This window comes from Spirochaetota bacterium (genome assembly GCA_026415295.1).
Lineage (GTDB): Bacteria > Spirochaetota > JAAYUW01 > JAAYUW01 > JAOAHJ01 > JAOAHJ01.
On the sequence record JAOAHJ010000031.1, the window covers coordinates 53390 to 68049 of the forward strand.

The 14660-nt window shown below is 29.0% G+C and carries 10 protein-coding genes; all 10 read left to right on the plus strand.

Annotated features, from left to right (window positions below; genetic code table 11):
- The first annotated feature begins 9 nt into the window (after positions 1-9).
- Positions 10-3495: a DNA-directed RNA polymerase subunit beta gene (gene rpoB / locus N3A58_07780; GenBank protein MCX8059297.1), complete on the plus strand. Its 3486-nt coding sequence runs from the start codon at positions 10-12 to the stop codon at positions 3493-3495.
- Positions 3496-3552: 57 nt separating this feature from the next.
- Entirely contained in the window at positions 3553-7746 is a 4194-nt protein-coding gene (gene rpoC, locus N3A58_07785) for a DNA-directed RNA polymerase subunit beta' (protein MCX8059298.1), read from the plus strand.
- A gap of 65 nt (positions 7747-7811) precedes the next feature.
- The gene (gene rpsL, locus N3A58_07790; GenBank protein MCX8059299.1) at positions 7812-8183 is read left to right on the plus strand and encodes a 30S ribosomal protein S12; all 372 of its coding nucleotides are present in this window, start codon (positions 7812-7814) and stop codon (positions 8181-8183) included.
- 71 nt (positions 8184-8254) lie between these two features.
- Complete coding sequence (rpsG, locus tag N3A58_07795; protein MCX8059300.1) at positions 8255-8725, plus strand: 30S ribosomal protein S7; 471 nt, start codon at positions 8255-8257, stop codon at positions 8723-8725.
- 274 nt (positions 8726-8999) lie between these two features.
- Positions 9000-11066, plus strand: a complete 2067-nt coding sequence (gene fusA, locus N3A58_07800) for an elongation factor G (protein ID MCX8059301.1) — start codon at positions 9000-9002, stop codon at positions 11064-11066.
- A gap of 265 nt (positions 11067-11331) precedes the next feature.
- A complete protein-coding gene (gene tuf, locus N3A58_07805; GenBank protein MCX8059302.1) occupies positions 11332-12549 on the plus strand; it encodes an elongation factor Tu in 1218 nt (405 codons plus the stop codon).
- Between the two features lie 71 nt (positions 12550-12620).
- Complete coding sequence (rpsJ, locus tag N3A58_07810) at positions 12621-12932, plus strand: 30S ribosomal protein S10 (protein MCX8059303.1); 312 nt, start codon at positions 12621-12623, stop codon at positions 12930-12932.
- Between the two features lie 48 nt (positions 12933-12980).
- Positions 12981-13640 carry a 50S ribosomal protein L3 gene (rplC, locus tag N3A58_07815; protein MCX8059304.1) on the plus strand — a complete coding sequence of 220 codons (660 nt, stop codon included), beginning with the start codon at positions 12981-12983 and terminating at the stop codon, positions 13638-13640.
- A gap of 26 nt (positions 13641-13666) precedes the next feature.
- Entirely contained in the window at positions 13667-14353 is a 687-nt protein-coding gene (rplD, locus tag N3A58_07820; protein MCX8059305.1) for a 50S ribosomal protein L4, read from the plus strand.
- Between the two features lie 14 nt (positions 14354-14367).
- Positions 14368-14655 (plus strand): 50S ribosomal protein L23, encoded by a 288-nt coding sequence (gene rplW, locus N3A58_07825; protein MCX8059306.1) that lies wholly within the window; start codon positions 14368-14370, stop codon positions 14653-14655.
- The last annotated feature ends 5 nt before the right edge of the window (positions 14656-14660 follow it).

Here is a 14660-nt window from a genome sequence, read left to right on the forward strand (position 1 = left end):
TTATCACCTATGAAAAAAAATCCTGTAAGACATCTTATTGAAAATAAGGGGGAAGAAATTTTTGAATATCCATATCTTTTGGAGCTTCAGAAAAAATCATATGAATTTTTTTTACAAAGAGATAGAAAGTTAAATAATTTACCTCTTGAAAATCAGGGTCTTGAATATCTCTTTAGAACTATTTTTCCTATTGAATCCCAAACAAGAAATATGGTTCTTGAATATGTTGAATATACAATTGGAGAGCCTAAATATACCGAGAATGAAGCTAGAAAAAAGGGGAAAACTTATGCTGTTCCTATAAAAGCTCGGATTAATTTAGTTTTGAAAGATACTGGAGAGGTTAAAAGTCAAGAAATATATTTTGGTGAATTTCCTTTAATGACTTCAAATGGTACATTTATTATTAATGGAGCTGAAAGAGTAGTTGTTAGTCAAATTCATAGATCTCCAGGTGTTGTTTTTTCTTACTCAGAGAAAGATTATGAATTTAATGCAAGACTCTCTCCTGATAAAGGTTCATGGCTTGAGTTTTTGATTGATGAAAAAAAAGAAATAATGCATGTAAGAATTGATAAAAAAAGAAAGATTTTGGTTACCACATTTTTAAGAGTAATTGGGTTTGAAAATAATGAAAAAATAATAGAAGCCCTTCATGAAGTAAAAGAAGTTGAAGTAAATGAATCCATAGAAAATAGATATTCTGCTCAAGATGTTATTGTAGAAACAGATTTTGGCCCTGAAAAAATATTAGCTGCAGGGAAAAAAATTTCATTTACAGATATAATGTCTTTGAAAGAATATAATATTGAAAAAGTTAAGGTAGTTGAATTAAATTCTGATAAATTTATAAGTTCCGAAGTAATATTAAATACATTACAGAAAGAGACATTTGAAAAGTCAGCAGAAAATCCATTAAAATCTGAGATGTCTAAAGATGAAGCAATAAATAAAGTATTTAATATAATTAGACCCGGCGAACCTGCATTGATTGAAGCTGCTGAAAAAGAGATTCTTGATATGTTTTTTGATCCTAAAAGGTATGATCTTGGTAGAGTTGGTAGATTTAAAATAAATAAAAAATATGGTTATGAAGAAAATATTACAACTTTAGCTTTAACAAAACAAGATATAATTAATACAATAATTTATTTAGAAAAAATATTTGAAAGAAAATATAAACCAGATGATATTGACCATTTATCAAATAGAAGAGTGAGAGGAGTTGGGGAGTTATTTTTAAATCAACTTAAAAAAGCATTTGCTAGAATAGAAAAAGTTGCACTTGAAAGAATGCAAACATGTGATCCAGATACTATACAACCTGTTGATATTCTTTCTATTAAACCAATAAGTGCTGTTATTAATGAGTTTTTTGGTACTTCCCAATTATCTCAGTATATGGATCAAACCAATCCATTAACGGAACTGACTCATAAAAGAAGATTAAATGCTCTTGGTCCAGGTGGTTTATCTAGAGATAGAGCCGGTTTTGCAGTAAGAGATGTTCATCATTCCCACTACGGTAGAATATGTCCTATTGAAACTCCAGAAGGCCAAAACATAGGTTTGATTGTTTCATTAACAACTTATGGTAGAAAAAATGATTATGGTTTTTTAGAGACCCCATATAGAAAAGTTGAAAATGGTGTAGTTACCAATAAAATTGAGTATTTAACTGCTATTGAAGAAGAAAGATATTATATTGCACAATCACTTGAAGAGATTGATGAAAATGGTAGATTCAAGAATCAATTTGTAAATGCTAGATACAAAGGAGAGTATGTTTCAGTAGAAAGAGACCTTATTAATTATATAGATGTTTCTCCAAGACAGGTATTTTCAGTTTCTACCTCATTAATTCCATTTCTTGAACATAATGATGCGAATAGAGCTCTTATGGGTTCTAACATGCAGAGACAAGCTGTTCCTCTAATTTGTCCAGAATCACCATATATTGGTACTGGATTAGAATATGTAGTTGCTAGAGATTCTGGAGTTATTGTAACAGCAAGGAGAAGTGGTGAGGTTATTTATGTTACAAATAGTATAATTAAAATATTACCTGATAATAGAAAAAATGATAAAGATATTGATGTATATGAATTAATGAAATTTTTTAGAACAAACCAGGATACTGTATATAATCAAAAACCTATTGTAAAAGTTGGTCAAAGAGTATCAGAGGGTGAGGTTATTGCGGATGGACCATCTACTCAAAATGGAGAACTTGCCTTAGGTAGAAATCTTAAGGTAGCTTTTATGCCCTGGTATGGTTATAATTTCGAGGATGCTATTGTAATTTCAGAAAGAGTTGTTAAAGAAGATCTATTAACTTCAATTCATATTAAAGAATTTCAAATAGAAGTAAGAGAAACTAAGCTTGGAAAAGAAAAAATTACAAGAGAAATTCCAAATGTATCTGAATCTGATATTAAAGATTTAGATGAAGAAGGGATAATTAGAATTGGAGCTAGAGTTGGGTCAAACTCAATATTGGTAGGGAAGGTTACTCCAAAAGGACATGAAGACCTTACTCCAGAATATAGGCTTGTAAAATCAATATTTGGAGAGAAGGCATCAGATGTTAAAGATACATCTTTAAGACTTCCACATGGAGTTGAAGGTAATGTTATAAATGTAATAAGATTAAGAAGATCAGAAGGAGAAGATTTAGAAGCAGGAGTTGAAGAAATAGTAAAAGTTTATGTTGCAGTAAAAAGAAAAATATCGGTTGGAGATAAATTATCAGGAAGACATGGTAATAAAGGAGTAATATCAAAAATATTACCAGAACAAGATATGCCATTTTTACCAGATGGTACACCAGTTGATATAGTATTAAATCCACTTGGGGTGCCTTCTAGAATGAATCTTGGACAGTTACTTGAAGCAAGTCTTGGGTGGGTTTGTGAAAAATTAGGAGTTAAAGTTGCTGTTCCTGTATTCCAATCAGTTTCTTGGGATAAAATTCAGGAAATGTTAAAAGAGTGTAATTTACCAAATACTTCTAAAACTATTCTATATAATGGATTAACTGGTGAACCATTTGAACAAGAAGTGATGGTTGGAAATATCTATATATTAAAGTTAACACATATGGTTGATGATAAAGTTCATGCAAGATCCACTGGAAACTATTCTTTAGTTACTCAACAACCTTTAGGTGGTAAAGCTCAGTTTGGTGGCCAAAGATTGGGTGAAATGGAAGTTTGGGCATTGGAAGCATATGGAGCTTCGTATACTTTACATGAATTTTTAACTCAAAAATCAGATGATAGAACAGGACGAAATAATCTTTATCATGCAATTGTTAAAGGAAAAGTGATTCCACCTCCTGGAGTTCCTGAAGCTTTCAATGTTATGATTCAAGAGTTAAAAGGATTATGTCTCGATATTACTATATACGATGAAAATGACAAAATAATTCCATTATTCGAAAAGGATAATGACATAAATGAACAGAAAAAGCAGCAATCTAGTCAAATATTTTAGTGATACCTATATCTTAACTTTATTTATTTAAATTAAATTTTAGGGAAAGGTAAAGATATGCTTGAGAGAATAGGTAAATTTTCAAAAATTAAAATAAAACTTGCTTCACCAGAAGTTATAAAAATGCAATCTTATGGTGAAGTTAAAAAACCAGAAACTATTAATTATAGAACACTTAAACCAGAAAAAGATGGTTTATTTTGTGAAAAAATATTTGGAACAACTAAAGATTATGAATGTTCGTGTGGGAAGTTTAAAACTCCAAAATATGAAGGAGTTATTTGTGATAGGTGTGGTGTTCAAGTAACAGAAAGTAAAGTTAGAAGAGAGAGAACAGGACATATTGTTTTAGCAGCACCAGTTGCACATATATGGTATTATAAAAGTTCTCCAGCTAAAATAGCAGTATTATTAAATATAAAATTGAAGGATTTGCATTCGGTTCTTTTTCATGAAAAATATATTGTGATTGATGCAGGTGATACAGACTTAAAGGAAAAACAGATTTTGGTAGAACAGGAATATCTAGAAGCAAGAGAGAAATATGGAATCTCTTTTGAAGCTAAAATGGGTGCAGAGGCTATAAAAGAATTATTAAGTAAAATAGATCTTGATGATGAAGCATTCTATTTAAGACAAAAGATGATTGAAAAAGGTGAAAAATGCAATAAAAAAATATTTAAACAACTTGAATTGATTGAAGATTTTAGAAGATCTGGTAATAGACCAGAATGGATGATATTAGATTATATTCCTGTTATACCACCAGATTTAAGACCTATGGTTCAATTGGATGGTGGAAGATTTGCAACTTCAGATTTAAATGATTTATATAGAAGATTGATTCATAGAAATAATAGACTAAAGAGATTGATGAAGATGCATGCACCTGAAATAATTATAAAAAATGAAAAAAGATTATTGCAGGATGCTGTTGATTGTCTATTTGACAATTCTAAAAGAAAGAGAGCTATAAAAGGACCAAGTAATCGACCTCTAAAATCTCTTTCTGAATTGTTAAGGGGAAAACAAGGTAGATTTAGGCAAAATCTTTTAGGTAAAAGAGTTGATTATTCAGGAAGATCAGTAATTGTTGTTGGTCCTGAATTGGCTATATATCAGGCAGGTGTACCAAGAATTATGGCTTTGGAATTATTTAAACCATTTATAATTCAAAAATTGATGAAAATAAATGGAGCTTCTATCAAAAATGCTAAAAGATCAATAGAAAAAGGTGAACCTATTGTTTGGGACATTCTAGAAGAAATTGTATATAAACATCCAATAATGCTTAATAGAGCTCCAACATTGCACAGATTAGGATTTCAAGCTTTTGAACCCAGGTTAATAGAGGGAAAAGCTATTCAATTACCACCTCTGGTATGTCATGCCTATAATGCAGATTTTGATGGGGACCAGATGGCTATTCATGTTCCACTCTCATATGAAGCACAAATAGAATGTTGGTTATTACTTTTAGCTGCAAAAAATTTGCTTGATCCTGCAAATGGCAATCCTATAGCATGGCCTACAAAAGATATGGTTTTAGGCTTATTTTTACTAACTAAAGAAAATAAAAATATTAAAAGACCAAAAGAGAGATATTTTAATAATATCGATGAAATATACTTTGCTCTTGAAAATAAATATATTACTTACCATGAACTTATCAAATATAAATACAAGAATAAATGGATAGAAACAACAGCTGGTAGAGTTATTTTTAATTCTATTTTACCTCCAGATTTTGAATTTATAAATGAAGCACTCCCTGAAAAGAAATTAAAAAGCCTTGTATTTGAAATATTTAAAAATTATGGTACTTATAAGGCTGCCTATACACTTGATAAAATGAAAGAGTTGGGTTTTAAATATTCAACTCTTTTTGGATGTACTATTTCTGCTGCAGATATAATTATTCCAGAAGATAAATATTCAATTATAGAAAAAACACAAAAAGAAGTTAACAAACTAAATGAAGCAATGAAAAAAGGTCAAATTACTGATGATGAAAGATATAATGAGACAGTTAGAAAGTGGTCAGATGCTAAAAAGAAAATTATTAAAAAATTAAGAACTTTAATGGAAGAAACAAGTGGTGGATTCAATCAATTAAATATTATTGTAGAATCTGGGGCAAGAGGTTCTATTACTCAAGTAGCACAACTTGCTGGTATGAGGGGAAATATGGCTACCCCTTCTGGAAAGATAATAGATATACCAATTAAATCTAATTTTAAGGAAGGTTTAACAGTATTTGAATATTTCATTTCTACACATGGGGCAAGAAAAGGACTTGCAGATACTGCATTAAAAACTGCAGATGCTGGATATTTAACAAGAAAACTTATTGATATTGCCCAGGATGTAATAATATCTGAGGAAGATTGCGGAACAATAAATGGAATAGTTGTTGAAGCTCTATATGAGGGGGAAGAATTAAAAGAAAGACTTTCTAATAGAATAACTGGAAGATTTTCTCAAGAAAAGTTATTTCATCCTATTACAAATGAACAGATTCTTGATATTAATGAGTATATAACTTATGATAAAGCACAATATATTGAGAATTTAGGTATTAAAAAAGTTAAAATTAGATCAGTGTTAACTTGTGAGTCTAAAAATGGTATATGTCAAAAATGTTATGGTGAAAATCTTGCTACAAATAAAGTTGTAGATATTGGAGAAGCTGTAGGAATAATAGCAGCACAATCGATAGGTCAACCTGGTACTCAACTAACAATGAGAACATTTCATATTGGTGGTATTGCATCAACAACTGCAGCAGAAGGTTTAATACAATATGGAACACCGGTTTATTTAAATGCTATTAAAGGGACTTATGTTGAAGATAATGATGGAAATTTAATCTTTTTAAGAGATGGTTTAATATCAATTAATTTTATTTATAAAGATATATCTGAAGAATGTAAAATGGAGATATTTGTAAAAGAGGGAGAAAAAGTAATAAAAGATACTATTATTGGTAAAGATATTAAAGGTAATGATGTATACGCTGATAATATTGCAAATGTAGCTAAGATTAAAGATAAATTATATCTTATCAGTGAAGATATTGTTGTAAATATTAAATGTGGTTCAAAATTACTTACTAAAGAAGGAAATATTTTAGATGCAGGGCAGACATTGATTGAATTTGATTCACATAATGATTTAATAGTAGCTGAAGAGGAAGGAAAAATTAAATTTGTTGATTTTATTCTTGATGTTAACTATAAATTTAATGAACAAAATCAAATAAGAATATCTCAAATATTAAATGAAAAAAATCAACCAAAAATATTAATTGTAGATCCAGAAAATGAGGAAATTGTTAAATTAAACTATTTAGCTTTACCAAATTCTATTGTAACAGTCAAAGATAATGAAAAAGTTAAAAAAGGACAAGTTATAATAAAAATTCCAAAAGGTAAAACTACTCAAGTAGATATTGTTTCTGGTTTACCAAGAGTTAACAATCTTTTTGAAGCTAGATCCCCTAAAAATAAAGCTGTTTTAAGTATAGTAGAAGGAAAAGTTAAGTTTGGAGAAATAAAAAGACTTAAAAGAGTTATTTATGTAGAAGATGAGCTTGGTCATGTTCATGAACATAAAATACCTGTTAATGCAAATTTAAAAGTTAGGGATGGAGATTATGTTTATGCTGGACAAGAATTATGTGATGGAGAAATAGATCCATTTGATGTTTTACAGATAAAAGGAATATATGATTTTTCAGCTTTTTTACTTAATGAAATACAAAAAGTATATAGAGGACAAGGTGTAAATATTAATGATAAACATATATCTATTATAATAAGACAAATGCTAAGAAAAATTAGAGTAGAAGATGTAGGAGATACATCTTTTGTATTAAAGCAACTTGTTGATAGAGATGAATTTCTTGATGAGAATGAGAAAATTGTTGCAAATGGAGGTGTGCCTGCAAAGGGTAGACCTGCATTGCTAGGTATTACAAAAGCTTCTTTAAGTATAAAATCTTTTATTTCTGCTGCTTCATTTCAAGAAACAACAAGAGTGTTAACTAATGCTGCTATTAGAGGTGAAGAAGATCCTCTAAAGGGATTGAAAGAAAATGTTATAGTTGGTCAAAGAATACCTGCTGGAACAGGATTTAGAGATTATAGATTTATTAAAATTTATAGAAACTATAAAGGAGATATTGAAGTTAATTTAGATAAAATATTTGAAAGGAAATCATTTATAGATAGAACAGAAAGAATTTCTTAATAAAATTTATTGACATTGAAAAAAAAAATGTTATATATATATTCCAGATTTATAAAGGAGAATGTATGCCTACTATAAACCAATTAGTTAGAGAAGGAAGAAAGAAAGTATTTAAAAAATCTAAATCTCCTGCATTACAGGGGAATCCTCAAAAAAGAGGAGTGTGTACAAGAGTACAAACTATGACTCCCAAAAAACCAAATTCCGCATTGAGAAAAATAGCTAGAGTTAGATTAGTAAACGGAGTAGAAGTTACAGCATATATTCCGGGAGAAGGTCATAATTTACAAGAACATTCTGTTGTATTAATTAGAGGCGGGAGAGTTAAAGATTTGCCTGGTGTTAGATATCATATTATTAGAGGTACACTTGACTGTCTTGGCGTTGAAAATAGAAAAACATCAAGATCAAAATATGGTGTAAAAAAAGGTAAATAAAATATATTTAAATAATAAATAAAAGTAATTCTATGTTAATTTAAAGATTATTAAAGGAGATTTTAAGATATATGGGAAGAAAAAAGAAAAGAATTGAAAGGAATATTGGGATAGATTATAAATATAATTCAAAAGAAGTTATGAAGTTTATAAACTATGTTATGCTAGAAGGTAAAAAAAATATTGCATACAAAATAGTATATGAGGCTTTCGATATTATTAAAGAAAAAGTACATGAAGATCCTTTAGTTGTATTTAATAAAGCTATAGAGAATGTTAAGCCTTTAGTAGAAGTAAAATCTAGAAGGATAGGTGGGTCTACATACCAAATTCCTGTTGAGGTTCCATCTTATAGACAATTTTTTAAAGCTTGTAATTGGATAATAAATTTTGCTAGAGAAAGAAAAGGCAAATCTATGGCTGAAAAATTAGCTAATGAATTAATTGATGCATATAATAATGTTGGTTCAGCTGTTAAAAAGAAAGAAGATACTCATAAGATGGCTGAAGCAAATAGAGCTTTTGCTCATTTAAAGTGGTAACTAATATTTTTAACAAATAAAATAATTGATTTTATTCGATATATTTGTATTTAAATAGTTAAATTAAAAAATTAAGCTGAAATAAAAAATCTCTTAAAAATTTATTTTTCAGCTTTGTAATTCTTAATAAATATATTTAATTATAAATAAATTTTATTCAATTATTTAGCAGTAGTTATCCTCTAATAAAGTTAAATTTTATTTATTTTTTAGTTTTAATGTTATTAATTTTAAAAATAAAAAGAAGTTGCATATAAATAAGAGAGGGTAAAAGATGAAAGAAGTTGATATTAAGATGTATAGAAATATTGGTATAATGGCTCATATTGATGCAGGTAAAACTACTACTAGCGAAAGGATACTTTATTATACAGGAAAAACATATAAAATTGGAGAAGTTCATGAAGGTACTACAGAACTTGATTGGATGGAACAGGAAAGAGAGAGAGGTATTACAATAACATCTGCAGCAACAACTACCTTTTGGCGAGATCATAGAATAAATTTAATAGATACTCCTGGACATGTAGATTTTACAGTAGAAGTAGAAAGATCATTAAGGGTGTTAGATGGAGCAATTGGTGTATTTTGTGCAGTTGGAGGAGTAGAACCACAATCTGAAACTGTTTGGAGACAGGCTAATAAATATAAGGTCCCTAGGCTTATTTTTGTTAATAAGATGGATAGAATTGGTGCTGATTTTTTCAAAGTTGAAAGTGAGATTATTGATAAGCTAAATGGAATACCTTTACCAGTTCAGATTCCTTATGGTAAAGAAAATAATTTTAAAGGTGTAATAGATTTAATTAAAATGAAAGCTATCGTTTGGGAGGGAGAGGATTTAGGTGCTAAATATCATGAAGATAAAATCCCTGATGACTTAATAGATATTGCTAAACAATATAGAGAAAAATTATTAGAAAGAATTTCAGAAATCGATGATATAATTATGGAAAAATATTTATCTGGAGAGTCTATCAGTGAAGAAGAAATAAAATCAACTATAAGGAAAGGAACAATTCAGATGAAGTTTTTTCCAATGTTTTGTGGATCTGCGTTTAAAAATAAAGGTGTTCAACCATTGTTAGATGGTGTTATAGATTATCTACCTTCACCGGTCGATATAGGTAAGATTAAAGGTATTCATCCAAAGACTAGAGATGAGATAGAAAGAGAAAATTCAGTTAATCAACCTTTTTGTGCATTAGCTTTTAAAATAATGAGTGATCCTTATATTGGTAAATTAACTTTTATAAGAATTTATTCAGGTAGATTAGAGCAAGGTATGCAAGTTTTTAATTCTACAAAAGAAAAAGATGAAAGAATAGGTAGAATTGTTCTTATGCATGCTAATAAAAGAGAAGAAATATCTTCTGCAAAAGCTGGAGATATAGTAGGGGTAATAGGATTAAAAAATGTTCAGACAGGTGATACTTTATGTGATAAAAATAACCCTATAATACTTGAATCTATGGATTTCCCTGAGCCAGTTATTTATATAGCTATTGAACCAAAAACCAAAGCAGATTATGATAAATTAAGTAATGGATTAATAAAATTAGCAGAAGAAGATCCAACATTTAAAGTTAGAGTCGATCAAGAATCTGGACAAACTATTATTTCTGGGATGGGTGAATTACATCTAGAAATTATTGTAGATAGGTTAAAAAGGGAACATAAGGTAGAAGCTAATATTGGAAATCCTCAAGTTGCTTATAGGGAAACAATTAAAAGTAGTTCTAAAGTAGAAGGTAAATATATTAAACAATCAGGTGGTAGAGGGCAATATGGCCATGTTGTACTTGAGGTTGAGCCTCTTGAGAGAGGGAAAGGTTTTGAATTTATAGATAAGATAGTGGGAGGTAGAATACCAAAAGAGTATATACCATCAGTTAAAAAAGGTATCGAAGATGCACTTGATAATGGAGTTATTGCTGGTTATCCAGTTACAGACATTAAAGTAACTTTAGTAGATGGTTCTTATCATGAAGTTGATTCTTCAGATATGGCTTTTCAAATTGCAGCATCAATAGGTTTTAAGGATGCAGTTAGAAAATCAAATCCGACTATACTTGAACCTATAATGGCTTTAGAAGTTATAGTACCTGAAGAATATCTAGGTGATGTTATGGGGGATATAAATGGGCGAAGAGGTAAAATTACTGGAATGAAAGAGTCACAAATGGGAAAAATTATAAAAGCTGAGGTTCCTCTAAGTTCAATGTTTGGCTATGCAACTTTATTAAGATCTAAAACTCAAGGTAGGGGTACTTATACTATGCAATTTTCACATTATGAAGAATTACCTAAAAATCTACAAGAACAAATATTAAAAAAATAGATTTCATTAAATTATGACAAATTAGCTAATTTTATTAAATTTTATTTAATTTAAGTTAATAAAAAAGTTAAAAAAATAAAAAATTAAAATATTTCTTATTTTAATTAATTTAGAAATACTTTTTGCCTTAGAATTTGATAAATTTAAATTATTTAATCTAAATTTACTAAATTTTGTAAATTTTTCTTTACAAAATTTCTTTTTTGTGTTAATTAACTAACACCAGATTTTGGTGTTAAGGTGGCAATAATTTAGGAGGAAATATATGGCAAAGGAAAAGTTTATAAGAAATAAGCCTCATATTAATGTTGGGACTATTGGGCATGTTGACCATGGTAAAACAACATTAACTTCAGCAATAACCTTAGTATGTGCATCTAGAGGTCTTGCACAAGCAAAAAGATATGATGAAATTGATAATGCACCAGAAGAAAAAGCAAGAGGTATTACTATTAATACTCAGCATGTTGAATATGAAACACCAAAAAGACATTATGCTCATATTGACTGTCCAGGGCATGCTGATTATATTAAAAACATGATTACAGGTGCAGCACAAATGGATGGTGCTATACTTCTTGTTTCAGCAAATGAAGGACCAGAACCACAAACTAGAGAACATATTCTTCTCGCTAAACAGGTAAATGTTCCATACATAGTTGTTTTCTTAAATAAAGTTGATATGGTGTCTGATCCTGAATTGATTGATATTGCTGAAGAAGAAGTTAGAGATCTTCTTAAAAAATATGGTTTTCCAGGTGATACTATTCCTATTATAAGAGGATCAGCATTAAAAGCTATGAACTGTGGATGTGGAAAAGATGAGTGTCCTAATTGTAAGCCTGTAATAGAATTGTTGAATACAATGGATGATTATTTCCCAGAACCAAAAAGAGATATAGATAAACCATTTTTAATGCCAATTGAAGATATTTTTTCAATTAAAGGTAGAGGTACTGTAGTAACTGGTAGAATTGAAACAGGTGTTGTAAAAGTTGGTGATAAAGTTGAGATTGTTGGTTTTGGAGAAACTAAGGAAACTGTAATTACTGGTGTAGAAATGTTTAGAAAGGAACTTGATCAAGGACAAGCAGGGGATAATGTTGGTCTATTATTGAGAGGTATCGAAAAAAATGATGTAGAAAGAGGAATGGTTGTTGCGAAACCAGGATCTATTACTCCTCATAAAAAATTTACATGTGAAGTATATATTTTGTCAAAAGAAGAAGGTGGAAGAGAAAAACCATTTCATGCTGGATATAGACCACAGTTCTATTTTAGAACAACTGATGTAACTGGAGAAATTAAAGAGATCAGAAATTCTCAAACTAAGGAAGTTGAAAAAATAGCAAATCCTGGTCAAAATGTTGCTATGGATGTTGAATTAATATATACTGTAGCTATGGATAAGCAATTAAGATTTGCTATTAGAGAAGGTGGAAGAACAGTTGGAGCTGGAGTAGTTACAGAAATATTGGAATAATTAAATTATGGGAAGATGCTCAGTCTTGGGTATCTTCTCATTTCATTTTTTTTATATTCTTTGGAGGAATGATGAAAGGTAACATTATAAGAATAAAATTAAAAGCTTTTGAGCATAAGACGGTTGATAAGGCAACTGAGGAAATAGTAAGGGCAGCAAAAAAGGCAAGAGCTGAAATTTCAGGTCCAATACCTTTGCCCACACAAATTAGACGTTACACCGTTTTAAGATCACCTCATGTTCATATTACTTCAAGAGAACAATTTGAAATGAGAATACATAAAAGAATGATAGATATTATTAATCCGAATCAAGAAGTAATTAATGTTTTGTCTAAGCTCGAATTACCTGAAGGTGTAAACGTAGAAATTAAGCAAATATAATTTTTTTAGTTAAATAAAAAATTACAAAATAGTTATAAGGATAAAAATATGCTTGGATTAGTTGGCAAAAAATTAGGGATGAGTCAAATATTTAATGAGGATGGTAAGGTTGTTCCTGTGACTATTATAGAAGTCGGACCATGTCAAATACTTGAAATTAAAAATGAAGATAAAGAAGGATATAATGCATTAAAATTAGGTTATTTCCCAATAAAAGAGAATAAGTTAATAAAGCCTATAAAAGGTTATTTTGATAAGCTTAATTCTTTACTAAAAGAAAAAAATATTAGAATAGAAACATACAAAATAATAAAAGAATTTAGAACAGAAGAAAAGTTATCTAATTACGAAGTTGGACAATTTATTGATGTTTCATTTTTTGAAGGCACTAAATATGTTGATGTTACTGGGAAATCAAAAGGCAAAGGATTTCAAGGAATGATAAAAAGACATAATGCTGGTGGGGGGAAAATGTCTCATGGTTCTAAATTTCACAGAACACCAGGTTCTACAGGTCAAAGAGAAGAGCCAGGAAGAGTAAGGAAAAATAAGAGGATGCCTGGTCACTTGGGTTGTGAAACTGTTTCAGTTCAAAATCTTGAGGTAGTTAAAATATTTAAGGATAAAAATGTCATAATGGTTAAGGGAGCTGTGCCAGGAGCTAGAAATTCAATTGTTTACATTAAAAAGGCTGTAAAAGCTAGTTAATTATTACAAAGGATGAAGGATACAATATGAAAGCAATATTATATGATATTAATAATAGAGAAAAAAAGAATATAGAAATATCAGAAAGTTTGTTTTCAAATAAAGTAAATAATTATTCTATATGGCTTGCAATAAAGGTAGAGGAAGCTAATAAAAGAATAGGATGTGCTAACACTAAAACTAAAGCTGAAGTTGCAGGATCTGGTAAGAAACCATGGAGACAAAAGGGAACTGGTAGAGCTAGAGTTGGTACTAGGAGAAATCCTATTTGGGTTGGTGGAGGAATTGTATTTGGTCCTAAACCAAGGTCATATAAGTTAAAAATTAATAAAAAAGTAAAGAGATTAGCTTATCTATCATTATTTTCTTTAAAATATAAATTGGGGAATATTAAATTTATTGAAGATATACATTTAAATGAAATAAAAACAAAAAATATGGTTCAAATTTTTAAAAATTTAAATCTTAATTCAAGTGTTTTGTTAATATATGGAGATAAAGTTGAAAAAGAAAATTGTTTTGGAGAGAAAGTTTTAACAATATCTGATAATGATAAGAAGATTAAGGAATCTTGTAAAAATATAGATTTTGTTAAAACTTTGCATTGGAATAATTTAGCAGCAAAAGATATCTTTTATTCTAAAAATATTTTAATAACTGAGTCAGCATTGATTAATCTTCAAGAAAAGTATACTTCTAAAGTTAATGTTTAAAATGGGGTTAAATTATGAAATTAGATTTAAATGATATTTTAATAAGGCCTATAATATCTGAAAAGGTTACTTCTTTGCAAAAAGAAAATAAATATGTTTTTCAGATTCATAAAGATGCTAACAAAAAAATGGTGGAAGAGTGTATTAAAAAGCTATATAATATGGAACCAATAAGTGTTAATATAATAATTGCTCCAAGGAAAAAGAAAAGACAAAGATATAAAGAAGGATATACCAATTTTGTTAAAAAAGCTATTATAACATTAAAAGAAGGTGATAGTTTTAGTTTTTTAAAGGTATAATAAAT